The 24,585-nt window shown below is 60.5% G+C and carries 23 protein-coding genes; 9 read left to right on the top strand and 14 right to left on the bottom strand.

The window, feature by feature from the left end; all coding sequences use genetic code 11:
- Positions 1–2: 2 nt before the first annotated feature.
- Both R3F07_08885 and rpoN read right to left on the bottom strand, forming a co-directional pair.
- On the bottom strand, positions 3–827 hold the full coding sequence (locus R3F07_08885) for a CPBP family intramembrane glutamic endopeptidase (protein MEZ5276480.1): 825 nt from the start codon (positions 825–827) through the stop codon (positions 3–5).
- A 40-nt stretch (positions 828–867) separates the two neighbouring features.
- On the bottom strand, positions 868–2,319 hold the full coding sequence (gene rpoN / locus R3F07_08880; GenBank protein MEZ5276479.1) for an RNA polymerase factor sigma-54: 1,452 nt from the start codon (positions 2,317–2,319) through the stop codon (positions 868–870).
- 223 nt (positions 2,320–2,542) lie between these two features.
- Between rpoN and erpA the strand changes: the two genes are divergently transcribed.
- Positions 2,543–2,860 carry an iron-sulfur cluster insertion protein ErpA gene (erpA, locus tag R3F07_08875; protein MEZ5276478.1) on the top strand — a complete coding sequence of 106 codons (318 nt, stop codon included), beginning with the start codon at positions 2,543–2,545 and terminating at the stop codon, positions 2,858–2,860.
- Here erpA and R3F07_08870 read toward each other — a convergent pair.
- From R3F07_08870 to R3F07_08840, 7 genes are all read right to left on the bottom strand, one after another.
- Positions 2,853–4,055: an acyltransferase family protein gene (locus R3F07_08870; GenBank protein ID MEZ5276477.1), complete on the bottom strand. Its 1,203-nt coding sequence runs from the start codon at positions 4,053–4,055 to the stop codon at positions 2,853–2,855. The two genes, erpA and R3F07_08870, sit on opposite strands and share 8 nt — an antisense overlap.
- Positions 4,048–4,572, bottom strand: coding sequence for an ankyrin repeat domain-containing protein (locus R3F07_08865; GenBank protein ID MEZ5276476.1), 525 nt, complete (start codon positions 4,570–4,572; stop codon positions 4,048–4,050). Before R3F07_08865 ends, R3F07_08870 begins: the two co-directional genes overlap by 8 nt.
- A 36-nt stretch (positions 4,573–4,608) precedes the next feature.
- A complete protein-coding gene (locus R3F07_08860; GenBank protein ID MEZ5276475.1) occupies positions 4,609–5,100 on the bottom strand; it encodes a hypothetical protein in 492 nt (163 codons plus the stop codon).
- 166 nt (positions 5,101–5,266) lie between these two features.
- A complete protein-coding gene (gene mgrA, locus R3F07_08855; GenBank protein ID MEZ5276474.1) occupies positions 5,267–6,262 on the bottom strand; it encodes an L-glyceraldehyde 3-phosphate reductase in 996 nt (331 codons plus the stop codon).
- 85 nt (positions 6,263–6,347) lie between these two features.
- Entirely contained in the window at positions 6,348–7,283 is a 936-nt protein-coding gene (locus tag R3F07_08850; GenBank protein ID MEZ5276473.1) for an alpha-L-fucosidase, read from the bottom strand.
- A gap of 15 nt (positions 7,284–7,298) precedes the next feature.
- The gene (ubiE, locus tag R3F07_08845; GenBank protein MEZ5276472.1) at positions 7,299–7,997 is read right to left on the bottom strand and encodes a bifunctional demethylmenaquinone methyltransferase/2-methoxy-6-polyprenyl-1,4-benzoquinol methylase UbiE; all 699 of its coding nucleotides are present in this window, start codon (positions 7,995–7,997) and stop codon (positions 7,299–7,301) included.
- Positions 7,990–9,813 (bottom strand): AAA family ATPase, encoded by a 1,824-nt coding sequence (locus R3F07_08840; protein ID MEZ5276471.1) that lies wholly within the window; start codon positions 9,811–9,813, stop codon positions 7,990–7,992. Before R3F07_08840 ends, ubiE begins: the two co-directional genes overlap by 8 nt.
- A 102-nt stretch (positions 9,814–9,915) precedes the next feature.
- Between R3F07_08840 and R3F07_08835 the strand changes: the two genes are divergently transcribed.
- The 8 genes from R3F07_08835 to cimA all read left to right on the top strand — a co-directional run bounded on the left by R3F07_08835 (position 9,916) and on the right by cimA (position 20,058).
- Complete coding sequence (locus R3F07_08835; protein ID MEZ5276470.1) at positions 9,916–10,257, top strand: HU family DNA-binding protein; 342 nt, start codon at positions 9,916–9,918, stop codon at positions 10,255–10,257.
- Positions 10,258–10,290: 33 nt separating this feature from the next.
- Entirely contained in the window at positions 10,291–11,610 is a 1,320-nt protein-coding gene (gene hisS / locus R3F07_08830; protein MEZ5276469.1) for a histidine--tRNA ligase, read from the top strand.
- Between the two features lie 248 nt (positions 11,611–11,858).
- Entirely contained in the window at positions 11,859–13,451 is a 1,593-nt protein-coding gene (gene serA / locus R3F07_08825; protein MEZ5276468.1) for a phosphoglycerate dehydrogenase, read from the top strand.
- A gap of 31 nt (positions 13,452–13,482) precedes the next feature.
- Positions 13,483–14,112, top strand: coding sequence for a glycerol-3-phosphate 1-O-acyltransferase PlsY (gene plsY, locus R3F07_08820; GenBank protein ID MEZ5276467.1), 630 nt, complete (start codon positions 13,483–13,485; stop codon positions 14,110–14,112).
- Positions 14,109–15,452, top strand: coding sequence for a homoserine dehydrogenase (locus R3F07_08815; GenBank protein ID MEZ5276466.1), 1,344 nt, complete (start codon positions 14,109–14,111; stop codon positions 15,450–15,452). The genes plsY and R3F07_08815 overlap by 4 nt, the downstream gene beginning before the upstream one ends.
- 288 nt (positions 15,453–15,740) lie before the next feature.
- On the top strand, positions 15,741–16,958 hold the full coding sequence (locus tag R3F07_08810; GenBank protein MEZ5276465.1) for an aspartate kinase: 1,218 nt from the start codon (positions 15,741–15,743) through the stop codon (positions 16,956–16,958).
- A gap of 23 nt (positions 16,959–16,981) precedes the next feature.
- Positions 16,982–18,349, top strand: a complete 1,368-nt coding sequence (gene thrC, locus R3F07_08805; GenBank protein MEZ5276464.1) for a threonine synthase — start codon at positions 16,982–16,984, stop codon at positions 18,347–18,349.
- A gap of 116 nt (positions 18,350–18,465) precedes the next feature.
- Positions 18,466–20,058, top strand: coding sequence for a citramalate synthase (gene cimA, locus R3F07_08800; GenBank protein ID MEZ5276463.1), 1,593 nt, complete (start codon positions 18,466–18,468; stop codon positions 20,056–20,058).
- 33 nt (positions 20,059–20,091) lie between these two features.
- On the opposite strand, the gene R3F07_08795 is transcribed toward cimA, so the two are convergent.
- The 5 genes from R3F07_08795 to R3F07_08775 form a co-directional block, all read right to left on the bottom strand.
- On the bottom strand, positions 20,092–20,535 hold the full coding sequence (locus R3F07_08795) for a response regulator (GenBank protein MEZ5276462.1): 444 nt from the start codon (positions 20,533–20,535) through the stop codon (positions 20,092–20,094).
- A gap of 35 nt (positions 20,536–20,570) precedes the next feature.
- Entirely contained in the window at positions 20,571–21,257 is a 687-nt protein-coding gene (locus tag R3F07_08790; protein ID MEZ5276461.1) for a response regulator transcription factor, read from the bottom strand.
- A 246-nt stretch (positions 21,258–21,503) separates the two neighbouring features.
- Entirely contained in the window at positions 21,504–22,190 is a 687-nt protein-coding gene (locus tag R3F07_08785) for a response regulator transcription factor (GenBank protein ID MEZ5276460.1), read from the bottom strand.
- A 391-nt stretch (positions 22,191–22,581) separates the two neighbouring features.
- Positions 22,582–23,217, bottom strand: coding sequence for a polysaccharide biosynthesis/export family protein (locus R3F07_08780; protein MEZ5276459.1), 636 nt, complete (start codon positions 23,215–23,217; stop codon positions 22,582–22,584).
- Positions 23,218–23,257: 40 nt separating this feature from the next.
- Positions 23,258–24,430 carry an outer membrane beta-barrel protein gene (locus R3F07_08775; protein ID MEZ5276458.1) on the bottom strand — a complete coding sequence of 391 codons (1,173 nt, stop codon included), beginning with the start codon at positions 24,428–24,430 and terminating at the stop codon, positions 23,258–23,260.
- Positions 24,431–24,585: the final 155 nt, after the last annotated feature.

Here is a 24,585-nt window from a genome sequence, read left to right as displayed (position 1 = left end):
CTTCAGGACGCGGGTGAGGCGAGGATGGCGAGAACGGAATTCAGGTTGAAGAGGGCATGCATGAGGATGGCGGGTTTCAGGCTGCCGGTCTTGAGGGTGACAAGACTGAGAAAGCACCCGAGGGTGAAGAGCGGGAGGAAGCTGAACCAGTTGAGGTGAAGGAGGGCGAAGAGAACCGAACTGACAATCATGGCCAGAGAGGTGGGAAAGCGGCTCTTGAGGAAGCGGAAGATGCCTCCGCGAAAGAGGAGTTCCTCATTGATTGGGGCGACCACCACGGCGAGGAAGGCGAGAGCGATCAGGTAGCCCGGTTCGTCCGCCTCCTGGAAGATGCCGACCAGCGGTTGGGGGGCGGTCGAGAGCCCGAGGGCCTCCAGCAGGGCCGACCAGGGGAGGAAGACCAGGAGGATGACCGGGATGGCGAAAAGCAGGCTTCGGATGGCTGCGACTGACGAGTTGAACCAGGAGAGGCCGCGTCCCGGCCAGATACCGGGGTGATAAATCCCAAAGAGAATCCAGACCACGATGCTGCCGAGATGAAAGGTGTAGCCCGAAACAACCGCCTGTCGAAGGGCGGTGGCGGGCTCCTCGAGGCCTGAAGCATCGCTCCAGTAGACCGCGGCCTGGGAACCAAAAAAGACGAAGAGAACGACGAGAAAGAAGAGAAGGAGGAAGTCCGCGACCGGGATGTCCCAATGCGCCAATTGATTGTTTCCGCGCCAGGGCAGTTGCTGGCGGTTCCGACTCAGGGTCCAGATCCAGAGTGCGACCCCGGCCGTCAACAGGACGGACATGGTGACAAGCACGGGAAGGGGCGTTTCGGTCATTTCGGCAGAATTGCGGAAGGCAGCAGGGAAATCCCCGCACCTATTCGTACTCGCTGCGCAGATTACTCGGGAGGATGCCGAGTTCCTCGCGGTACTTGGCGACGGTGCGCCGGGCGATCTTGATTTCGCGCTCGGCCAGTCTGCCCACGATGTCCTGGTCGCTGAGCGGACTGGAAGGATCCTCGGTCTGAACGAGGGCGGCGATCATGTCCTTGACGCTCGTATTGGAAACAGACTGACCCTCGCTCGAGGCATAGCCCGGGGTGAAGAAGTACTTGATCTCAAAAACCCCGTGCGGGGTTTCGATGAACTTGTTGGCGATGGCCCGGCTGACGGTGGTCTCATGGACGCCGACAGCCTCGGCGACCTGGGTCATGGTGAGCGGGCGCAGCTTGGAGACGCCTTCTTCGAAGAAGTCCAACTGAACCCGGAGGATTTCGCGGGTGATTTTCTCGATCGTCTGCTGGCGTTGTTCGATCGAGCTGATGAGGAATTTCCCCGAGCGGAGTTTCTCCTGAAGATAATCCCTCTCCTGGCGCGAGAGTTTCCCCTTGGCGATAAGGTCCTTGTAGGACTGACTGAGCCGAAGCCGGGGAATATAGTCGTTGTTGAGGTCGATCGTCCATTCGCCGTCGTCCTTGCGCACGATGACATCGGGGATGACAACCCGGTTGCTGTCGTCGGCGAAGCGGCGGCCGGGGGCGGGGTCGAGCAGGGCGATTTCCTTGAGGGCTTTCTGGACTTCCTCGAGGGACAGACCGATCCGGCGGGCGATGTCGGGGATGCGGCGCCGGGTCAGGAGATCAAAATGGTCCTTGGTGATCCGGCTGGCCACAGAGGTGGCCTTGCCTTTGACCTTGAGTTGCAGGAGAAGGCATTCCCTGAGGTTGGCGCAACCGATGCCGGTTGGTTCAAAGGTGAGGAGGACGCGGTGGGCTTCCTGGACGGAGGCGAGAGGCAATCCGGACATCAGGGCGATGTCGGCCAGCGTCGAGGTGAGGAAGCCGTTGTTGTCGAGGCTGCCGACCAGGTACTCCATGGCCTTTTTCTGCTCGTCGCTCAGGTCGATCATCTCGGCCTGCTGCATGAGGTGTTCCTGGAGGGAAGTCTCGGCGACGAGGGAATCGAAGAAATGCTGGCGGCGGTCGGCGTCCTCGCGGGTGAAACGGGTTCCACCCATGTCCGCCATATGATCGCGCCATTCGTCATTCAGCTTGCTCAGGATCTGGAAGCTTTCGTCGAACTCCAGTTCCTGGCGCTCGCCATCCGAATCATTGGCGGAAGTCCCTTCGTCTCTCTTTTCCTCGATGCTGATCATCTCGAGGGGGAGTTCCTCGAGCGTCGGATTGCTCTGGAGTTCTTCCTGGATGGCCGTCCGCAGATCGAGGGCGGCGACTTGCAGGATCTTCAGGGACTGCCGCAGTTGCGGGGCAAGAACCAGACTCTGGGTCTGCTTCTGGCGAAGCTCCTGTTGGAATCCCTGGGCGCACATGACAGAAGAGCGGGAGTCGCGACCGTCAGCGAATGGGCGGACGAAGCGGGGCGTTCAGGGTTGGTCTGGGGACGGCGAATCCGACGAACATGAAAGAAGATGCTACGCCTCGGCCGTCGCCTTGCAAGTGAAGACTGATCATCTAGCATGGTTTATGCTGCACGGCACCTGGGGATGGCTGACGTTCTGTTGACAGACGGAGGGCCGGGGCTAGTTTGCGGTTATGATTTCCCTCACACCGAACGCCGCGAAACGCGTGCGCGAGCTCCAATCTGAAGTCGATCAGCCGGAGAAGCGGCTGCGGGTTTTCGTCGAATCAGGAGGGTGTTCGGGTTTTCAGTACGGGATGTCGTTCGACCTGCCGAAGGAGGACGATGCCGTAATTGCGAGTGAAGGCGTGGAGATCCTGTTGGATCCGGCCAGTGGAACCTACCTGGAGGGTTCGGTGGTCGATTTTGACGACGGTCTGCACGGCAAGGGGTTCGAAATCAGGAACCCGAATGCCGAAAGCACCTGCGGCTGCGGGAAGTCGTTCAACTGAGATGCTTGCTTTCCGTTCGGGCCGTTCCTGATCGGATCGCACGGATCCCCGCGTAGATTTGGTTGAGCAGATAGGCGGCGCCAAAGCAGGTGGGCACCATGACGCAGGAGGCGAAGCCGAACTTTGTCAGCGGTCCGAGCTGGACCGGCTGGAGAAACCAGGCGAGAAGAACGATGACCGGGGTGTGGATGACGTAGACGGTGAAACTCTGTCCGTGAAGGAATTGCCCGAACGGACCTGACCGGTTCACCAGGCGCTGGAAACCTGCGATCAGCCCGAGGCAAAGACCGACTGCAAAGGCAGAGTCCCAGAGCGCGTAAGCGGCGGATTGCCAATGGCCGTTTCCGAGAGCCAGGGTCAGTTGGGGACCGAGTTGGAGCGAAAATAGGCGGCCGCTGATGGCTAGGGGAAAAAGGAGGACTGTCGCGGCTGCCGCCAGACAGAGGCCGGCCAGGCCGGCATGGGGGGACAATTTCCATGAAGTGTCCGTTCGGGCTGCGGCGATGCCGATCAGGAAGAAGGCCAGATACTGCGGGAAATAGCTGAGAGTGGGAAAACCGAGAACTGCCTTTCCGATGGGGATCCACATCCTGATCAGGAAGCTGGACGACGCGAGGGCAAGGATCACTGCGCCAGTGGTCAGGAAGATTCCGCCAGTCGATTGCAGGCGACCGAAGGTCGGCGGGTCTTTCACAGGCAGCGTCCGCCAACCGGCGTAACCGAGGTCGAAGACGATCAGCATCAGGACGAACCACATCGGGCCGAGTCCGATCAGTTCCGGGTAGCTGCTCCAATCCAGGGGCGGCGCGGACCTCCCCGCCGCGGCAGGCATCAGATGGAGCCCCAGAGATGAGAGCGGGTTGAGAATGAAGAAGAACACGAGCAGAGGGATGCCGAGACGCCACAGGCGCTCCTTCACGAACCGGATGGATCCTTTCCGATTGCAGGAGCTCGGAGTGAAATAGCCGGAAAGCAGAAACAGGGCGCCCATGAACCAGGCTTGATTCGTCAGGACGAAAACGAGCAGGATCCGAAAGGCGGAAGTGCCAAAGGGCTGAGGTTCGACGTAATAGAAGGGAGCAACCCCGCCGTAGATCAGGGCGATGTGATGGAGGACGACGAGGATGACGAGCGCGGAGCGCAGGTTGTCCGCGAAAATCAGGCGGGATTGGTGACCCCCGGCAGGCTCAGCCATCCGAGTTCCGGCGCAATAGGTCTGCGATGATTGGCCGACTCGCCCTGATCTCTTCCAGATCGATCGGGAGTCGCAGGGCCCCGGCGATCGCCATGTAGCGCCCCGCCACCTCGTCGTTCCATTCGCCCTCTACCGATCCGAGTGGGGTGCGGCCGTAGACGTTGACGAGTTCCCGGTCGGCTCCATGATCGAGCAGGTACTCAACGACCTTTCGATGACAGAAAAAGGCCGCGGTGTGCAGGGCGGTTGAGAGTTCGCCATTCTGGAAGTTGATATCCGCTCCATTTTCCACCAAGAGCCGGACCACTTCAGTCTGGCCGACGAGAGCTGCAACGATGAGCGGGCTGCTCCCGCCCTTCGGCTCGGCTGCATCCAGGTCGGTTCCGAACCGGATGTGTTGCTTGACTGCTGCGGTATTGCCGGTGGCGCAGGCTGTCCAGATGTCCACCGACGGCTCCCGGGGGCCGCAACCTGTCATGGTGAGGGCGATGATGCAGGGAATCAGGGTGTGTTTCATGGTGAGGGTTGTTGATGGCCCGAGATACGGGCCCGGTTACGGCGCGGTTTTCAGAGGAAGCCTCATCGAGGCGGATTCGATGTTCTCGCGGAAGTCGGGTGACATGATCGGACGATCGATTGCCCAGAATTCCTTACAGATGGGGTAGTTGGACACCTGAAAAGCGTAGACGGTCCGATAGCGCTCCCAGGCATCAGCCCCGAGGAAACCAGCCTGGTAGCGGATATAAAGTTCCTCGTAGCGTTGATTGAGCGACCGCATGAAGAGAACCAGCCACAAACGCTCGGATTCCGAAAGAGCTTCGAGCGACCCTGTCGGATCGTACATCCTTGCACCGAGTTCGAGCAGCTCGGGATGCTGCAGGTTCAGGTCGTTGAAGGTATAGAAAACCCGCTGGGATTCGATCCGGGCGTTCATTCTCATCGTGGCGGTATTTCTCCGCAGTTCGAATGCGACATAGACCAGCGAAAGGATCAGGGCGACCGCACTGATGATTTCTGCGATCTGAGTGGTTTTCTTCAGGTTCATCAGAAAACCCGGGATGGAGATCGGGCAGGTTCTTGATAATAGGTCTGGTCGAATGGGTCCAGACCGAATCGGCCGAACCGCGCCCGCAGGTCCGGGGCGTGTCTCGGAGAGAGGTGGGACCGGCGTCATTTCTCAATGATGACGCGATGTAGGAGAAAGCGTCAGCTCAACCCAGAATGGCATCGATCCGGTCGATGTCATCTTTGCTCAAGGGTTCCGCTTCGAGTGCCTGTATATTGGATTCCAGTTGGGAGACCTTGCTTGCGCCGATGAGGGCGCTGGTCATGCGGGGATCGCGCAGGACCCAGGTGATGGCGAGCTGTGCGAGTGACTGGTTGCGCGATCGCGCGACCTCGTTGAGCTCCTGCAGGGTCTTTCGAACCTCGGGAGTGATGTCGTCCGCCTTGAGGAAGCCGTGGGCTTTGGCGGCCCGGGAATCGCCCGGGATGTCCTTCAGATAGCGATCGGTCAGCAGCCCCTGGGCGAGCGGACAGAAGGCGATGCACCCCATGCCTTCCTGCTCCAGCGTATCCAGGAGGCCTTCCTCGACATGCCGGTCGAACATATTGTAGCTGGGCTGGTGTATGAGCGCGGGCGTGCCCAGGGTGCGGAGGATTTTCGCGGCCTGGGCGGTCTGTTCGGGTGAGTAACTGGAGACGCCGACATAGAGTGCCTTGCCGGAACGCACGATGTGATCGAGGGCCCCCATGGTTTCCTCCATCGGGGTGTGCGGGTCGGGTCGGTGACTGTAGAAGATATCGACGTAATCAAGCCCCATCCGCTTGAGGGACTGGTCGAGTGAAGCGATCAGGTATTTGCGGGAACCCCATTCGCCGTAAGGCCCCGGCCACATCTCGTAGCCGGCCTTGGAGGAGATGATGAGTTCATCCCGGTAAGCGGCGAGGTCGTCCCGGAGGATCCGACCGAAATTGGTCTCGGCCGACCCGGGAGGCGGTCCGTAGTTGTTGGCGAGATCAAAGTGAGTGACGCCGAGATCGAAGGCGCGGCGGATGAGGCTGCGTTGGTTTTCCAGGGGATCGACACCGCCGAAATTATGCCAGAGGCCGAGGGAGATACGGGGAAGCATCAGGCCGGACCGACCGGTGCGGGCGTAAAGGGCTGGGTTGGCGTAGCGGGATTCGGAGGGTTGGTAGGAATTCATGGAGGGAAGTATGCAGGTGTTGTTTCCGGCAGGCGATCAAAGTCTGTGGAAAATCGGCCGAAAAACGGATGGATGAGGCGACGGATCAACGGCCGGGGGAAACGAAGGGTTCCGATAATGGCAAGAGCGTGGATCGATCCGGTTGCGGGCGATCTGCCGGATCCGGTTCAGGTGTTCCGGACAGGCGCCTTGAGCGTGGATCCGATCGCGGTTGGGTGTCCGGACATGCGGGTTGCCATGGCAGGCCAAGTCGCCCCGGGCGAGATCGTCGCAGATGAAGAGGACGATATTCGGCCGTGATGTGGTGCTCGGGTGTCCCGAAATCTCCACAGTCGACCACTTCGTGGATGCCGAACTCGTCGTCATTCGATGCCGCCTCCGCCTGCCCGATCCTTTGTTCGTCCGGCATTTCGCCGAGGCGGTTGTTGATCATCAGGTGCGGCTGCAGTTGTCGCATGCGAGCGACGAGCCCCGGGCTGTCCCATTCGACCGCATTGCGGGGCCAGGTGCCGTCGAACCAGAACTGATCGATCTTTCCGTAGCCGGTCAGCAGTTCCTCGACCTGGGTGTGGACGTATCGGCGAAGGGCGGCCCATCCCGCGGGATCGGTTTGTGGTCCGGCGAAGAGGGCGGGGATGCGCAGGTCGTTCCACGAATAGTAGAGGCCGATCCGTAGTCCGGCGGTGCGGAATGCTTCGACGAACTCGCGCACGAAGTCGCGGCGGGGAGCCTGTCGGGCGCAGGAATAGTCGGTGGTCGCGGTGTCCCAAAGGCAGTAGCCGTCGTGGTGACGGGTGGTGAGAACCGCGTAGCGAAAGCCGCCGGCGACGGCTTCACGCGCCCAGGCGGCGGCGTCAAAGCGTTCCGGGTTCCAGGTGCAGGCGCGTCTGGCATAGTCGCGCTGGTCGATCATTTCGCGAATCAGAACCTGCTCCCCGCGGGCATACTGCGCATAGGGTCCCCAGTGTAGAAAGAGGCCATAGCGCGCGTCCGGAAACCATTTGTGGGCGGGATGAATCACGGTGATGCCAGGCGGTCATGCCCTCGCCACGTGGAGGGCGACGATGCCGAAGGTCATGATCCGGTGGTCGACTTCGGAGAATCCGGCTTCGCGGATCTCTCCGGCCATCCGATGCCGGTCGGGAAAGGTTCCGATGCTGTCACCGAGGTAATCGTAGGCGGAGGCATCACCGGTCAGCCACCCGGCGAGGGTGGGAAGGATGTGAATGAGGTAGAAACGGTAGAAGGGCCTGAACCAGGCCTGGGGTTGGGTGAATTCGAGCAGGTGGAGGGTTCCGGTGCCGGGTCTGAGGACGCGGCGGATTTCCCGGAGGGCGCGTCCTCGATCTGCCATGTTTCTCAAACCGAAGGAAAGGGTCAGTGCATCGACGGAATCATCGTCCAGTGGCAGGTTGAGCCCATCTCCAATCCCGAATTCGACCGAGGCGACGGTGGAAGTCACGGGCTTCTTCCGATTGGCCATGTCGAGCATCGGCTGGCAGAAATCAAGTCCAAGAACCCTGGCCTCGCGCGGCAGCGCCCGGGCGAGGGCAAAGGCGACGTCGCCACTGCCGGTGGCCAGATCCACGACGATGAGGGGCGAGCACCTGGTGACACCGCGGACCAGTCGACGGCGCCACCAGCGGTCGATTCCGAGACTGAGGACGCGGTTGGCCAGGTCATAGCGCGGCGCTATGCGGCCGAACATCGAGTTGACGGCGATCGGGTCAGGCATGGCGGTTGTGCTGCCGGAGGTGGTCAAAGCTGAACCGCAATAACAAGAGGGATTCGGCAGGATCAAGAGTCGCCTCCACGCCGCTGTCTGTCCCGGCGCGGACAGCCGAAGGCGGACGTCGGCGTGTTGACCACGATTGGGCACCGCGACACAGCGCGGTGGCTACATCAACATCGGCGATCGGGTCAGGCACTGGTTCATCCTCAGGAGTCGGTTTCGAGTCCCTTGAAACTGTCGGAGACCCAGCCAGGACAGTTCCCTGGGATTCTCGGCGACCTTGCAGGAGATGGTGAAGTCGTCTTGCCGGTGTTTCTGGAAGCGAGGCTGAAGACCGTAGTGGAAATCGCGGAATTTCCGATCGCAAGGCGCGAATGCTGGTCGTGTCGGTGGCGAGACTCTCGGCGACCATGAGCCTCGATCGCATCCGCGCCGGAGCTTCAGCTCGAAGTATGCAGAAAGCATCTTCAGCGAAGCGATCGGCGAAGACCCGGACCTCCCCGGCCAGAAGCTCGCGTTGGGCCACTTCGTTTTCCTTGAGCATGGCTTTGAGGTGGTCGCCGGGGTGCTCGATGGTATCCCGGCTCACCTCGAATTCCCGGATTGAGGTTGAAGGCAGCTCGAATTTGAAATCGCGAAAAACCTGCTCCAGGACGGTCATGAGACCGCGGGCTCCGGTTTTCTGCTGATGAGCCATTCCCGCGATGGCTTTGACCGCATCCGGCTTCAGGGAAAAGGTGACCCCGTAGCCGGCGAATTCGGTCTGGTACTGTTTGAGCACGCTGCCCTCCGATTGGAGCAGGATATCCTCGAGGTCATCGGCGCCGAGGTGGTGGCAGGCCACCCGGACGGGGAGGCGTCCGATGAATTCGGGTTCAAAACCGTAATCGATAAAGTCGGTGGTCTCGACTCTTGAGAGCGGCTCCTCGTCGAGGACCGGATCGGTCTTCTTCGATGCGGCGAAACCGACCTGGGAATTCTTCAGGCGTTTGCTTACCTGTTCGCCGAGTTTGTCGAATGCTCCGCTCACGATGAAGAGGATATGGCGGGTGTTCAGGGTGCGCGGGCGCGATTTGCCGCCGCGCTGCATTTCAAGGACGGCCTGCATCTGGCCGAGAATGTCGGTCTGACTGTGGAGGTTGACATCGGTTTCCTCGAGGAGCTTGAGCAGGTTGATCTGGACGCCGCGTCCGGAGACATCGCGTCCGCCGGCGGAGATCTGACCGGCGATCTTGTCGATTTCATCGATGTAGACGATTCCGTATTGGGCCAGTTCCACGTCGCCATTGGCTGCCTTGACCAGATCCCGGACGAGATCGTCCACGTCACCGCCCACGTAGCCGGTTTCGGAGAACTTGGTCGCGTCGGCCTTGACGAAGGGGACGCCGATCAACCTGGCAATGCAGCGCAGGAGGTAGGTTTTGCCCACGCCGGTCGGTCCGAGGAGGAGGATGTTCTGTTTTGCGTGCTCCATCTCCCGCAGCTCGGGCTGCTCGAGGCAAAGGCGGACGTGATTGAAGTGGTCGCAGATGGCGACAGAAATGACCTTTTTCGCCTCGTCCTGGCGGATGACGAAGCGGTTGAGATAGTCGCGGATTTCACGGGGTTTGAGGTTGAAACTCCGGATCTTTTCAAGGATTTCGCCGCGGTTGTCCCCGGGCTGTTCCTCGGGCGTCGGTGGTGGTTTCGGTGGCGTGGATCCGGGTCTTTCCGGGGGAGACTGGGAGAAAAGGGAGTTGAAGTTGCCTTTCTTGAAAAGATCCTCGACCTGCTTCTGGAACTCCTCCATGGGATTCCGGGTGTCGTCTTTATCGCTCATAGGGTTTCAGTCTCAACGCGATTGGGGTTGACGCAACCTCAAGTGCGAAAATAAGTTAAGTTGATATTCGTGAGTTTCGTGCCATATTGAACCCATTCGTTTATGCCCAGTAATTTGACCAAGCGGGAGATCGTATTGGAGATCTACGGCAAGACTGGATTTCCCCAGAAGGAAGTGCAGCAGACGGTACAGATGGCGTTGGATATTATTCTCAACGCACTCTCGGCAGGTCGGAACGTGGAATTGAGGAACTTCGGTGTTCTTGAAGTACAGGTCCGCAAGTCGCGGATCGGTCGCAATCCCAACCGTCCGGAGACTGATGTGATCATCCCGACCCGGGCTGTCGTCAAGTTCAAGGCCGGAAAGATCCTCAAGGCCCGTCTGAAGCGCCTCGATCTCGACGACCTTTCGAAAAAGACGCCTGATTTGTCCGAGGAGGATTGATTTCGGAACCGGGGGACGACTAGGTTCTCCCGAATGTCCGGATTGCAGACACTTCCAGGTTTTCGGGAAATCTATCCCGAAGACTGCGCGCGCCTCCATTTTGTCTTCCGCATCTGGCGGCAGGTTGCGGTCTCGTTCGGATTCCAAGCCTATGAGGCGCCTGTCCTCGAGCCCCTGGATCTGTTCCGGGCCAAGTCGGGAGCGGAGATCGAACAGCAGCTCTTCTCCTTTGTCGACAAGGGGGGGCGCGAGGTCGCCCTTCGGCCGGAGATGACGCCGGCACTGGCCCGGATGGTCGGTCAGAAGGCGCAGAGCCTGCGTCGGCCGGTCAAGTGGTTCAATATCGGCGAACACTTCCGGTATGAGCGGCAGCAGAAGGGAAGACTTCGGTCGTTCTTCCAGTTCAACGCCGATATCTTCGGTGAGGCGGGACCCGGTGCGGAGATCGAATTGATCGCTCTGCTCATCCGTTCCCTGACTGTTTTTGGTCTTTCTGAGGAGGATTTCCGGATCCGGTTGAGTGATCGTGATCTCTGGTGGCACTACCTGTCGGCTCAGGGCCTCGGGGAGACGGAGATCGGGACCTTGCTCGGAATCATCGACAAGATGGAGCGCGAGGATCGCGCGGCGACCGCGACCAAGATCCGCAACGCCTTGGGCCTGCGCTCAGACGGACTCCTGGAGCGAATCGAAGCCCTGGCCGCGGTCCGGACGCTGGATGCACTCACAGAGGTCCTGGGGAAGGGGGCGGCTGACGAGAACACGGAAGTGGGCAAGCGCCTTGCGGACTGGCGGATGCTGCTCGAAGGCCTCGAGGCGATGGGTCTGTCGGCATTTGTCACGATCGATCTGAGTGTGGTCCGGGGATTGGCCTACTACACCGGGTTTGTGTTTGAAGCCTTTGACCAGAAGGGACGTTTCCGGGCCATCGCGGGCGGGGGACGCTACAATCACCTCGCGAAGAAGCTGGGCGGGCCGGATCTGCCCGCCGCGGGTTTTGCCATCGGCGATGTCGTCCTTCTGGATCTGCTGGCCGATCGGGGATTGAGCCCCTCCCTGGTTGCCGGACCGGAAATCTACGTGGTCACGGGAGGCGACGCGGAGCGGCGATGCGCGCTCGGGGATATTCAAAACCTTCGGGCGGCTGGAATCTCCGTGGAATACGCCCTTCGGACGATCGGATTCGGCAAGCAGTTCCGGCTGGCGGGGCAATCGGGCGCCCGATTCTGCTTCATTTATGGTGAGGACGAGGTGGCGCGGGGGGTGGTCAAGGTCCGGAATCTCGGTGATGGAACCGAGCAGGACCTCCCGCGTGAGCATCTGGTCGAGGCGTTTCGGGGACTGAGCGGCTGAAGTGATTTGCCCTGCAACGACAAGCCCTTCCACGGCGTATTGCGGGCAGGTCCGGTTCTTCCGACGAAGGAAGGGGGTATCCTGACAGAGCCCGACCTGCTTGTCGGGTAGGAAAGCCCTTCAGGGCGTCACCCACCGGCACGGCCGACGGTCATCGGGTCGGGATCTTGATTTCGCGATTCGGAATACTCCTGTCAGATTCTGTCATTGCCTTTCCCCGAGGGCCATTATTGTTCTGGCACCTTGGCATGATGAAAATCCTGGTCGCGGACAAGATATCACCTTCCGGCATCGACTGCCTTCGACACCAGCCCGGAGTCGAAGTGGTGGAGGCCTATCAATCGTCCCACGAGGTGTTGCTGGGACTCGTTGCCGACGTGGACGGAATCATTGTCCGAAGTGATACCCAGATTGACCGGAGCGTCATCGACGCCGCGCCGCGCCTGCGGGCCGTTGGTCGGGCCGGGGTCGGCGTGGACAATATCGATGTGGAGGCGGCGACCGAGCGGGGCGTTGTCGTAATGAACACCCCGAGCGGAAACACGGTCGCCACGGCGGAACTGACCTTCACCCACATGCTCTGCGGTGCCCGTCCCCTGCCGCAGGCGGTCGCGAGCATGCGGGAAGGGAAGTGGGCGCGAAAGGGGTTTACCGGGACGGAACTTTACCGGAAGACCCTCGGGGTCATCGGGTTTGGCCGCATCGGCAGCGAAGTGGCCCGTCGGGCGCAGGCTTTCGGCATGCGCGTGGTGGCCCACGATCCTTTTCTGGCCCCGAGTCGGGCCAAGGCGATGCAGATTGACTGTCTCTCGTTGGACGCTCTCCTGGCGGTGGCGGACTATATCACAGTCCACATGCCATTGACCGATGGCACAAGGCATCTGATCGATGAGGGCGCTTTTGCCAAGATGAAGGACGGGGTGAGGATCTTTAATTGCGCCCGTGGTGGCATCATCAAGGAGTCTGCCCTACTCGAAGCGGTCAAATCGGGCAAGGTGGCGGCCGCGGGGCTCGATGTTTACGAGGACGAACCCCTGCCCGCCGACAGCGAGATGCGTCACCATCCGCAGATCCTGCTCACGCCGCATCTGGGTGCATCGACCACGGAGGCCCAGGAAAGTGTCGGGGTCGAGATCGCGGAGGCGATGACGGAGGCCCTCGGGGGCGGGGTCATCCGCAATGCGGTCAATATGCCGTCGATTGATGCGGACACCCTTCGGGTTCTGCGGCCCTATCTCGATCTCGGTGCGAGCCTGGGAACCTTTGTCCAGCAGATCGCGCCCAAGCAGATTGACAAGCTTGCGGTCAGTTATTGGGGGAAGGTGGTCGATATGGACGCCAATTCGGTGACGCGGAGTATCTTGAAGGGTTTTCTGCGGAAGATCAGCGGTGACGGCGTGAATTTCGTGAATGCGCCAATCCTGATGGAGCGCCTCGGGATCGAGGTGGATGTGACAAAGTCCAACCTGGAAAGTGATTATACGGAGCTTGTCCAAGTGGACGCCCACGCCTCCGACGGAAGTGTCTGCTCGGTGGCGGGCACTCTGATCGGCAAGGCGAATATCCCGCGGGCGGTCAGCATCAATGGACGTGAGGTGGAAACAAATCTCGGCGGGATTCACCTCGTCCTCGAGAACAGCGACGAACCCGGCATCATCGGACAGGTCGGCACCGAGATCGGCCGAGACCGGACGAACATCGCCGCGATGTCGCTCAGCCGGAATGAACTCGGTGGAGTGGCCATGACGGTGGTCAGTCTGGACTCGGAACTGAGTGCGGAAGCCATGAAAGCGATCCAGGCGACGCCGGGTGTGCATCGCGCGCTCCTCGTGCACGCCTGACGATCGCGCATCCCTGACGGAACGATCTGCGATGCCCACCCTGGAACACTTACTCGCCCTGTTGGCCGGCTACCTTATCGGATCGCTGCCTTTCGGCTTTTGGGTGGCGCGGGCCCATGGTGTGGACATCCTGAAAGTCGGCAGCGGCAACCCGGGCGCGACCAATGTCAAGCGGGCGGTCGGTCCGGTTGCGGGAAACATCGTATTCATCCTTGATTTCCTCAAGGGAGTGGCGGCTGTCTCGTGGGTCCGTTTGTTGCCCGGTGCCGGCGGTGACGCCCTCGTGGTGCTCTCGATCATAGGATTGGTCGGGGCCATCCTCGGGCACTCCTTTTCGCTCTTTCTGCGTTTTCGCGGGGGCAAGGGAGTGGCGACAACGGTCGGGGGCATGGTGACCCTGATGCCGGTTTCGACCCTGGTCGCCATTCTGGTCTGGCTGGTCCTGTTCTTCCTGACCCGTTATGTTTCGCTGGCATCGATCGGCCTTTCGGTGGCGCTGCCGGTCTCGCGGTTTTTCGTGGCCGGGGTCGATCTGCTCTTCGGATTCGCCGTCGTGCTTTCCGTATTCATTATTTTCAGACACCGGAGCAACATCGGGAGATTGCTTGCGGGGACGGAGCACCGGTTCGTGCGGCGCGGCCCGGCAGACGAAGGATCATGACGACACGATACGACATGAATCAGCCGATCCGGATCGGACTCTGTGGTTTCGGCGTGGTCGGGCAGGGAGTCTGGAAGCATTTGCATGCCCGGCGTCGGGAACTGGACCAGCGGTTGGGCGCGTCCATGCAGATCGTGCGCATCGCGGTCCGGAACCCGAAGAAGGACCGGGGCATTCCTCTGCCCGAGGAAATGGTGACAAGGGATCCGATGTCCATAGCGACCGACCCTGAGATTCCCATTGTCTGCGAGTTGATGGGCGGAACCGGGATTGCCCGTGAGATCACGGAGGCCGCGTTGCGGGCCGGCAAGATCGTGGTCACAGCGAACAAGGCGCTGTTGAGCGAGCATGGTCCCCAGGTTTTTCGGGCAGCCCGAGAGGGCGGAGGACACATCCTCTTTGAGGCCAGCGTCGGCGGAGGGATCCCGATCATCAAGGCGCTCCGGGAGGGCCTGGTCGCGAACCGCTTCCGACTGATCTACGGAATCCTCAACGGGACCTGCAATTACATCCTGACCCGGATGGAGAGAGAGGGCCTGGCCTATTCCGAAGTTCTGGCCGACGCCAAACGCCTCGGCTATGCCGAGGCGGAGGAATCCCTCGACGTCGACGGCTGGGACACGGCGCACAAAGCCTCCATCCTGGCCTTCCTGGCCCATGGAACCTGGGTCCGGCTTGAGGACATGATGGTCGACGGGATCCGGCGGATCACTCCCGCCGACTTTGCCTTTGCCCGGAGTTTCAAGATGTCGATCAAGCTTCTGGCCGTGATCACCCGCAATTTCGAAACCGCGGATCTGTCGATCTCTGTCCGCCCGACCCTGGTCCCGGAACGCCTGGTCATGTCCAGCGTGAACGAAGTCTACAACGGCATCTGCGTGGCGGGCGACGTGGTTGGAACGACCCTCTACATCGGCCGCGGGGCCGGGCAGGACGCCACCGCCAGTGCGGTGATCGGTGATCTGGCCGACGCAGCCATGGTCCTGATGGGAGGAAAGTCATCTTTGCTGCCGGACGAGGCGCCTTCTCTTCTCGACGGTCGGGAGGCGCCCCTGACGATCACGCCGGCGGCACATCTTTGGGGTCGCTATTATCTGAGGTTGACGGTGAAGGACGCCCCAGGCGTCCTGGCCCAGGTGGCCGCCTCGATGGCCGCGCACGAGGTGAGCATCGGCAGTGTACTGCAGAAGGAGAGCGGCGTGCCCGATTGTGCCGCTCTCATCCTGACCACTCACCGGACCAATGAGGAGGCGATCGGCCGGACCATTGCGGATCTTGGTCGGATGCCGGTGGTGATGGAGGATCCGGTTCTTCTGCGGATTGCGGACTTCGAAGACTGATTCATGGGCACCTTGGGTAATTGGAGATGATCATCGCGGCAATGATTTGGGCGTCGGGCAAGGCGGTCGGGCCAGCGGGCATACCCGGTGGGTATGTCCCGGCCCGGGCGACGCGGCGCAACGCCCAAAGCCTTGCGGGCTTTCGGGTCGTACCGAAATCCCAAGCCCACTGCGTTGTTCGGACCGAGGAAAGCCCTCTGGGGATAACCTTCAACACGACCGCCTTGCGGTTCCTGATTTACTGCACAACGGTGATCGGCTCGGATTTTTCAAAGTGTCCTTAAGCACATGGCACGAATCGTACAAAAATACGGCGGGACCTCGGTCGGCGATGTCGACCGGATCAAGCGGGTGGCGCAGCGGGTCAAGGCGACCCGCGCGGATGGTCATGAGGTGGTCGTGGTGGTTTCCGCGCGATCCGGGGTGACCAATGAGTTGATCGATCGCGCCCTCGCGATCAATCCTCTTCCGAATGAGCGCGAGATGGACATGCTCCTGGCAGTGGGCGAGCAGGAGACGATCGCCCTGACCGCGATGGCCCTGCATGCCATCGACGTGCCGGCCGTTTCCCGGACGGGGTCCCAGGCCGGGATTCTGACCGATCCGGCCCATACCCGTGCGCGTATCACGAAAATTGATACAACACAGGTCGAGGAAAACCTGGTCCGGGGCGAGGTGGTCATCGTGGCCGGTTTCCAGGGTTCGGACGGTCGGGGACAGATCACGACGCTCGGGCGCGGGGGATCGGACCTGACGGCGGTGGCCCTGGCTGCGGCGCTCAAGGCGGATCTTTGCCAGATATTCACCGACGTGGACGGAGTCTACACGGCCGACCCTCGGGTGGTCGGGGATGCGCGGAAGATTGCGGAGATCAGCTACGACGAGATGCTGGAACTGGCCAGCCTCGGCTCGAAGGTGATGCAGGCACGTTCGGTGGAATTCGCCAAGAAATTCGGCGTGGTATTTGAAGTGCGGTCGAGCTTTAACGACAACCCGGGAACTATTGTGAAAGAGGAAGTGGAATCGATGGAAGACGTCGTGGTGCGCGGCGTCGCGGTGGACAAGGATCAGGCCAAGGTGGTCGTGAGCAACCTTGCGGACAAACCGGGCTCGGCGGCCCGGGTCTTTCAGGCTCTGGCCGATGCCGGAGTCAGCGTGGACATGATCGTGCAGAACGTGGGTCGCCACGGCGTGGCCAACCTGACCTTCACCGTTCCGCGCAAGGACTCCCGTCGTGCGGAGGAGGCGGTCAGGGCGCTGCTGGCAAAAGAAGGCGGCGGTGAAGTCGAGATCTTCGACCGGATTGCCAAGGTGTCGGTTGTCGGGGTCGGCATGCGCAGTCATTCAGGAGTGGCTGCCACGCTTTTCGCGGCCCTGGCCAAGGCCGGTGTCAATATCCAGTTGATCAGCACTTCGGAAATCAAGATTTCGGTGGTGATCGACCTGGATGCGGCCGATGACGCCGCCCGCCGGGTGCACGACGCTTTCCGATTGTCCGAACTCTGAGGTCGACGGACGTCCGCTGCGCCATGCGATACATCAGCACCCGGGGCCGGACTCCGCCGCTATCGTTCAGCGAGGCCGTGGCGACGGGTCTCGCGCCCGATGGAGGACTGCTCGTCCCGGAGTCCCTTCCGGCCATCGGAAACCGGCTGGAAACCTGGGCCGGGTTGGACTATCCGTCACTCTGTTTCGAGTTCTTCCGGCTTTTTGCCACGGACGTTCCCGAGGTTGAGCTGCGGTCGATGATCGATCAGGCCTACGCTGACTTTGACCGGCCGGAAGTGGCGCCGTTGCACCGTCTGGACAAAGCCCGTCACGTGCTGGAGCTGTTCCACGGGCCGACCCTGGCCTTCAAGGATTTCGCCCTGCAGTTGCTTGGACGACTTTACGGCCGGCAGAGGTCTTTGTCGGGCCGCCCGATCCATGTTCTCGGGGCGACTTCCGGGGACACCGGCGCGGCGGCCATCCACGGCCTTCTCCATCTGGATGGAGTCCGTCAATTCGTACTTTACCCGCGCGGGCGGGTTTCCGCTCTCCAGGAGAGACAGATGGCCTGCACCGGGTCAGCTGACGTTTTTCCCCTGGCGATTGAAGGCAGCTTTGATGACTGCCAGCGGATCGTGAAGGAGATTTTCGGGCAGACCGAATTCAAGAACGGGCATGGTCTGTCCGCGGTCAATTCGATCAACCTGGCCCGGGTTCTCGCCCAGTGCGTTTATTACCTGTACGCCTGGTTGCGACTCGACGCGGTTGAGCGTGAATCGGTGCGGTTCGTCGTGCCGACCGGCAATTTCGGCAATGTTCTGGCCGGCTGGCTTTGTCACCTGATGGGTGTGCCGGGCCTTCGCTTCCAGGTCGCGACGAATCGGAATGACATCCTCTACCGGTTTTTCTCCACCGGGATATACCAGGTTGACCGGGTGGAACCCAGTTTTGCGCCGTCCATGGACATCCAGATCGCCTCGAATTTCGAGCGTTACCTCCATTATCTGGCCGAAGGAGATGCCTCGCGGGTGCGCGAGGCGATGACGCAACTGGCCCGGGACGGACGCCTGGACTGGGCGCGCGAAGATTGCGGTCGGTTTCAGGCCACCCGAACCTCGGACGAAGCCATCCTTGAGCGTATCCGGGAGGTTTACCGGACGACCGGTTACCTGGTTGATCCGCACACCGCGTGCGGCTTCACGCCCGCGCAGAGCGGTGCAGGGAAGACGGAGGTGTTTCTGGCCACGGCCAGCCCGGCCAAGTTTCCCGATGTGATGAAGCAGGCGATTGGAAGCGTACCCACTCATCCTGCTCTCGAGGCGCTCAAGGATAAACCGGTCGTCGTTCATGGTCTGCCGGCATCAACGCAGGCGGTTCGGGCGTTTATTGAGGCGCATCTGCCCGCCTGAAAGGTCTCTCCCCGGGTCTGGTGGCCGGCTCAACAGCCCGGATTGGATCGGGATGGCCGGGGCATCTTTGCTCTGGCCGTCGATCGGGCAGCCTGCTAGCAACTCAACTTTGTCCGATGAAAAAACCCGTCAAAATCTACGATACCACCCTGCGCGATGGAACCCAGGGGGAGGGCATCTCGTTCTCTGTGACCGACAAAGTCCTGATCACGGAACGACTTGATGAGTTCGGCATCGATTATATTGAAGGAGGGTGGCCGGGATCGAATCCTCGGGACATGGCCTACTTCGAGGAGGTGCGCAAGCTGAAGCTCAAGCACAGCAGGATTGCTGCATTTGGTTCGACCCGCAGGGCGGGGATCGCTGCGGCCGAGGACAAGCAGATCCAGGTACTCCTGGAAGCGGAGACCCCGGTGGTGACTATTTTCGGCAAAACCTGGCTGCTGCATGTGACCGATGTCCTTCGAACCACGGCGGCGGAGAATCTCGCCATGATCGAGGATTCGGTTCGCCACCTGGTGGAGAACGGTCGGGAGGTGATCTACGACGCCGAGCATTTTTACGATGGCTACTCGAGCGATCCGGCCTATGCCCTGGCGACGCTGGAGGCGGCGGTGAGGGGCGGTGCCTCCTACCTGGTCCTCTGTGACACCAATGGGGGAAAACTGGTGGGCGAGTTCGAGGCGGCGACGAAGGTGGTGGTCGATCGATTCAAGGGAACGCCTGTGGGTGTTCACGGACACAATGATTCCGGGCTCGGCGTTGCGGTCTCGCTGGCCGGGATCGAAGCGGGAGCGTCCATGGTGCAGGGTACCATGAACGGGTTTGGTGAACGGATCGGCAATGCCAACCTGACTTCAATCCTTCCGAATCTGATCGTGAAGATGGGATATGCACCGATGTGTGCTCCCAATCTGTCCCACCTGCGCAAGCTTTCCCTCTACATCGATGAGTTGGCCAATTTGCGGCCGGACCCGAAGGCACCCTTTGTCGGTGACTCGGCGTTTGCGCACAAGGGCGGAGCCCATGCCGATGCCACGAAGAAGGTGCGTCACAGCTACGAGCATATGCGACCGGAACTGGTGGGGAACCGCCAGCGGGTTCTCATTTCCGACATGGCGGGGCGCAGCAGCGTTTTCCTCAAGGCCAGGGAACTCGGTGTCGAACTGGACCGGGATTCCAAAACGACCCGGCAACTGGTGGAAGACGTGAAGGATCTCGAGTTTGAAGGCTATGAGTTTGAGGCGGCGGACGGTTCGCTGCATCTGCTGCTGGCCAAGGGAGAGGGGCTCTGGAGCGAGCACTTCCAGTTCGAGAGTTACCGGGTGATCGTCGAGAAACGTGGTGATGGATCGGAGATGAGTGCGGAAGCGACGGTTCGCATCCGAATCAACGGGGAGAGCACCTATACGGTGGCGGAGTGCACGGGACCGATTGGCGCGCTCGACAAAGCTCTCCGTCTGGCCCTGGAAAAGGCCTACCCGAAGATCAATGAAATGCAGCTCAGGGATTACAAGGTCCGGATTCTGGACAGCAATCGCGGCTCCAACGCGCGGACCCGGGTCCTGATCGAGTCTGCCGACGAAACCGGACTCTGGGGGACGGTCGGGGTCAGTGACAATATCATCGAAGCCAGCTGGAAAGCGATCCGCGATTCGGTCGAATACAAACTCTTCCGGGATTCCCGCAACGCACCGAGCAAGGAATAGGCGCGGAGTCGGACCGCCGGGCGGAACCGGCGGTCAGGACTCGAGCAGACCCTCGATCTTGTTCTTGAGTGCGGCGAAGTTGAAGGGCTTGCGCAGGAAAGCGGTATGGGCGTTCAGACGTCCTTCAAGAATGACGATGTCGTCGGTGTAGCCGGAGACGAAGAGAATGCGGGAGTCGGCGTAGCGGTTCCGGATCTCGGATGCGAGCTCGAGGCCTCCCATCTTGGGCATGACGAGATCGGTGATGAGGAGGGCAAACCCGTCGGGAGCTTCCCTTTCGGCGACTTTCAGAAGTTCCCTGCCGTTTTCGGCCGACTGAACGACGTAGCCTAGATTGTTCAGGAAGAGGGTGATCAGATCCCGAATCATCGGTTCGTCCTCGGCCAGAAGGACGAGTTTGGAGTTATCCCGGCCGGTGGTGGCGGTGGATCCGTCGGAAACGGTCGTGGGAGTCGGAAAGTCTTCGGTTAGATTCATGACCTAAGGTAAAAACGGCTGGAAGGAGCATTCATTCAGTTGAGAATGGGCTGTTTTGAAGGATCGCTGTCGTATTCCACCCACCGGACGGCGAATCGGATGAGATCGTAGGATGTGTTCAGTTTCAGCTTGTCCTTGATCCTCGAGCGGTGGGCCTCGACCGTTTTCACGCTGACATGCATGCGTTCGGCGATGATCCGGTTGTTGCAGTTCTCTCCGATGTATTGGATGACCTGGAGCTCGCGATTGCTGAGCTGGTCGATGCCGGAGCCGGACTCACGGGAACTGCCGCGGGCAATCTGGTTCAACATCTGTTTGCCGATGCGTTCGCTGACGTGAATTTCGCCGGCGGAGACTTTCCGCAGGGCGGATAGAAAAACCTCGGGCTCTTCATTCTTCATCACGTAACCCATGGCCCCGGATCGGAGGGAGCGTTCGGCGTAGAAAAGCTCTTCGTGGAGAGAATAGCAGAGGATCTTCAGGGTCGAGTTTTCGGTTCTGAGGAGCCTGAGCAGATCCAGCCCGTGGATGCCATTGAGTGAGATATCGAGGACACAGACGGCGGGGTCGGTATCCCGGATCTGCTCGATGGCGGTTCGCGCCTCGCGGGCCGTTCCACAGACCACGAAACCATCTTGCTGATCGATGAAGGCCCTCAGGCCCTCGAGCAGGACCGGATGGTCATCGACTAGAAATACTCGGATGGGCGCAGTCTGGGTCACGGATGGAAGGGAAGGAGGGTTTACGGAATGGATAACCCCCTTAGCCTACACGGAGTTGCGCGTTTTCACAATCGGGCCTTGGCCGGACCGAATCAGCAAGGTTCTCCCCCATCTCGGGTAGGGGAACCCATTAGGTAGTACCGTGTGCTTCCCTGATCGGACAGCCCTGCAGCGGAGACAGGACCACACTACACCACCCGAAAGAGAATCAGGGGCCTTCGGCGTGCCTGGAACGACGGGCGGAGATCAGGCCGTGCGGTTGTTTTCCTGCTCGACCCACTGAACCGAGAACTGAACGAGCTCGGTCGCATTGCGGAGGTTGAGCTTCTCCTTGATATGTGCCCTGTGCGATTCGATCGTCTTTACACTGAGGTTCAGATTCGAGGCGATTTCGCGGGTTGAGAGACCTTTCCCGATCAATTGAATCACTTCGAGCTCACGATCGCTCAGACGCTCGATCGGTGATTCGCTTCCGGCAGTCTTGCCGTTGACCAGCTGTTGGAGGACCTGATCGGCCACGCGATGGCTGACGTAGATGTCCCCATCGATGATTCGGCGGATGGCCAGAAGGATCTTGTCCGCGGACTCCTGCTTCATCACGTAGGCACGGGCGCCGGCGCGCAGCGCACGTTGGGCATAGACGCTCTCGTCGTGCATCGAGAAAACGAGAATGGGCAGATTGGGCAACACCGCCTTGATATTCTTGATCAGCTCAAGGCCATTGTTGCCGCGGAGCGAAATATCGACGATGACGAGGTCCGGCTGCTTGGTCTCAATGAGGTGAAGTGCTTTGGAGGCATCTTCGGCTTCGCCAATGACTTCGAGGTCGGTCTCATTGTTGATGATCTGGCCGAGACCCTGGCGGACGAGGGGGTGGTCATCGACGAGGAAGACGGTCGTCTTGAGCTTCTTCTCGGGTGTTAGTGTGGACATCGCTTGTGCTGGCTTGATCTGAGAGGGGAATCCTGCCGCCGGCCTTGGGTCGGGCCGGACGACTGGGGTTCCCGGGCAATTTCACTGGTAGTTCACTTTCAGAGATCGGTTCGAGCAGCCGAAGCTGAAATCTGATCCGGAGGAAATCCTCCACACCATCGGACGGTGCCGAATGGCAGGTGCTTCATCGTGGGTGGTGAATTCCGTCATTTTTCGTCGGAGGGACTCCTCGAACTGGCTCGGACAACAGTCGACTCGCAAAGTCGTCCGCTCCCTGATGTATTCCCTTAAGGGTTTGGATGAAACTCCCTAAAAATGCCGGGGTCAACGGCAAAGCAAAGGCCCACCGCCTGGTTTCCGGACCACCCTCGGAGAAGGCGGCGGATCCGGGTCAGAACATCCGCTCAGGGACCCAGATGACGTCGCCCGGATAGATCGGGACGCGGGTCGGCTCCCCATCCCGTTTTCCCCGACCGGTAATCATGCTCTCGACATTGACCGTAAAAATGATCTCGCGGCCATCTTCCCCAACCCGGGTGATGCGGACACTGTCCGCGCGGGCGATGGAGGAGAATCCGCCCACCTTCGAGATGACGTCAACGATGTCCAGACTGGTCACTTCGGTCGGAAAGGGCAGTTTTCCGGGGCTTCCGACAGCGCCAAGAATGGAAATCTCCTTGGGTGCATACTCGATCACGCGGATGGAGACGATCGGGTTCTTGAGGATCTGGTTCTCGGTGTAGGCCTCTTCGATCAGGGCTTCCGCCTTGCGGATGGTCAGTCCGGCCATCTTGACCTCGCCGATGAGGGGAATGCGCACGCTGCCTTCTCCATTGATTCGCGAGGCCACGCTCAGATCCGGTTCGTCGAAGATGGTGATCTGGATCTGGTCGAGCTTTCCCAGGCGGTAATTCCCGTCATTGACGGCATCGGAGGTGGAATTTTCGGCGGCGTTGGCGGACGACAGCATGAATCCGAGGCCGACGGCCATGAAGAGGCTGCCGATGAAGCGTTTTGAAGAAATCATGGAATCAGAATGCCGGGAGGTTTCAGAAATCGGGATCGGCTCAGAACTCGTAAGACACCCTGAGAGTCACGCGGTTCCGGGTATAAGTCCCCAACTCCCGGTTCGAGTTGCTGTCCTGATAGTCGTAGTCGATGCCTCCGGTGAGGCGGGAGTTGTAGGAGTAGGCCAGCCCGGCCCGGAAATTGAGCACATCATCACTGCGGTCACTCTCGTAGTCGTACCAGCTGTAGCCGAGACGCCCGTTGAGGGCCCAGCGCTGACCGAGGTCCTGACGGACGGTGACAGCGACATTGGTGTCGTAGTAGCCGGTGTTGTAGCCCGATATATTCAGGTCTCGACCGATGCGCAGGCCCAGGGTTGTCTTCTCACGGGGCGCCCAGTTGACGTTTGCGCTGACAAGAAACCGGTCTGTGGCCAGATCGGTGTTCCGGCGGTCCTGGGAAGTCTGGTAACCGATGGAGAACGAGCCATCAACCTTGCCTCCGAGAGGCCGGGACAGGCCGACGAAGACGGCGTTGCTGGCGTAATCACGACCGGTGTTGATGCCATTGTCGTCTTCGCTCTTGTTCCAGCTACGCCGGTAGTCGAGAAAGAGGGTGTAGATGCTGCGCCATTGGTAACCTATTCCGAGTGTGACGTCGTAGTAGGTGGACTGGCTGTAGTTGACCGGTGGGTCATTGAGGACATCCTCGGGGCGTTCCACCCGGTAACCCGCGCCGAAGCGAAGGCTGGTCCGCGCTCCGATCAGGTAGCTGGCGTTGAGATTGAAGTTGAACCGCTGGGTCTGAACGTAGCGGAGCAGGCTGGTGTTGGACCCCGTGTCCTGGTAGTACCTGAAATCGAGTTTTCCGGTGAGATTCGATCCCTGGGCGGTGGGGGCGTCGATGGAGAAGCCGAGATCAAAGTCGTTGAAGTCGGCCACGGTATAGTCCTGGTAGCGGGAAAAGTTCAGTCCGAACCAGGCGCTCGTATTTGAGCGACCGACATCGCGCTGGTAGCGGAGCGTCGGTCGCAGGGAGAAAAGCGTGTCGCTGACGGTGGTGGCATTGCCGCCGAGATTGCTGTCATAGATGATCCGGCCTTCGAGGTCCAGAGTCAGGGCGCCCTGGTAGATTTCGACAAACCCGTAACCCGACCGAACCAGGCCGAGCAGAAGGAGGACCGGGAGGAGCAGGCGTCTGACGGATCGGTGAACTGGAGAGATGTGTTCCATGGCGGGTTCAGCTTGGGTTTGACAGGCCCCTGAGTGTGCTGGAGGCGGACAGACCGGTGGTTTGGATCGCGATTGCCGCAGTTCTGTTAACTGTGGCACGAAGGGGCTGAGTGCAAGACTCGACTGAACGGGGCGTTCCGGGCGAACGACCGGCC

The sequence above is a fragment of the Opitutaceae bacterium genome (assembly GCA_041395105.1).
Taxonomy (GTDB): Bacteria; Verrucomicrobiota; Verrucomicrobiia; order Opitutales; family Opitutaceae; genus B12-G4.
The sequence above is the reverse complement of the archived record's forward strand: the minus strand, read 5'-3'. Positions and strand labels throughout refer to the sequence as shown.

Excerpts from the sequence above, each read along its gene's own strand:
- R3F07_08865 (MEZ5276476.1), bottom strand. The coding sequence starts at position 4,572 with ATGAAACACACCCTGATTCCCTGCATCATCGCCCTCACCATGACAGGT.
- R3F07_08860 (MEZ5276475.1), bottom strand. The coding sequence starts at position 5,100 with ATGAACCTGAAGAAAACCACTCAGATCGCAGAAATCATCAGTGCGGTC.
- R3F07_08870 (MEZ5276477.1), bottom strand. The coding sequence starts at position 4,055 with ATGGCTGAGCCTGCCGGGGGTCACCAATCCCGCCTGATTTTCGCGGAC.
- thrC (MEZ5276464.1), top strand. The coding sequence starts at position 16,982 with ATGCGATACATCAGCACCCGGGGCCGGACTCCGCCGCTATCGTTCAGC.
- R3F07_08775 (MEZ5276458.1), bottom strand. The coding sequence starts at position 24,430 with ATGGAACACATCTCTCCAGTTCACCGATCCGTCAGACGCCTGCTCCTC.
- ubiE (MEZ5276472.1), bottom strand. The coding sequence starts at position 7,997 with ATGCCTGACCCGATCGCCGTCAACTCGATGTTCGGCCGCATAGCGCCG.
- hisS (MEZ5276469.1), top strand. The coding sequence starts at position 10,291 with ATGTCCGGATTGCAGACACTTCCAGGTTTTCGGGAAATCTATCCCGAA.
- erpA (MEZ5276478.1), top strand. The coding sequence starts at position 2,543 with ATGATTTCCCTCACACCGAACGCCGCGAAACGCGTGCGCGAGCTCCAA.
- R3F07_08885 (MEZ5276480.1), bottom strand. The coding sequence starts at position 827 with ATGACCGAAACGCCCCTTCCCGTGCTTGTCACCATGTCCGTCCTGTTG.
- R3F07_08815 (MEZ5276466.1), top strand. The coding sequence starts at position 14,109 with ATGACGACACGATACGACATGAATCAGCCGATCCGGATCGGACTCTGT.
- plsY (MEZ5276467.1), top strand. The coding sequence starts at position 13,483 with ATGCCCACCCTGGAACACTTACTCGCCCTGTTGGCCGGCTACCTTATC.
- R3F07_08810 (MEZ5276465.1), top strand. The coding sequence starts at position 15,741 with ATGGCACGAATCGTACAAAAATACGGCGGGACCTCGGTCGGCGATGTC.
- R3F07_08785 (MEZ5276460.1), bottom strand. The coding sequence starts at position 22,190 with ATGTCCACACTAACACCCGAGAAGAAGCTCAAGACGACCGTCTTCCTC.
- cimA (MEZ5276463.1), top strand. The coding sequence starts at position 18,466 with ATGAAAAAACCCGTCAAAATCTACGATACCACCCTGCGCGATGGAACC.
- R3F07_08835 (MEZ5276470.1), top strand. The coding sequence starts at position 9,916 with ATGCCCAGTAATTTGACCAAGCGGGAGATCGTATTGGAGATCTACGGC.
- R3F07_08795 (MEZ5276462.1), bottom strand. The coding sequence starts at position 20,535 with ATGAATCTAACCGAAGACTTTCCGACTCCCACGACCGTTTCCGACGGA.
- serA (MEZ5276468.1), top strand. The coding sequence starts at position 11,859 with ATGATGAAAATCCTGGTCGCGGACAAGATATCACCTTCCGGCATCGAC.
- rpoN (MEZ5276479.1), bottom strand. The coding sequence starts at position 2,319 with ATGTGCGCCCAGGGATTCCAACAGGAGCTTCGCCAGAAGCAGACCCAG.
- R3F07_08840 (MEZ5276471.1), bottom strand. The coding sequence starts at position 9,813 with ATGAGCGATAAAGACGACACCCGGAATCCCATGGAGGAGTTCCAGAAG.
- R3F07_08780 (MEZ5276459.1), bottom strand. The coding sequence starts at position 23,217 with ATGATTTCTTCAAAACGCTTCATCGGCAGCCTCTTCATGGCCGTCGGC.
- mgrA (MEZ5276474.1), bottom strand. The coding sequence starts at position 6,262 with ATGAATTCCTACCAACCCTCCGAATCCCGCTACGCCAACCCAGCCCTT.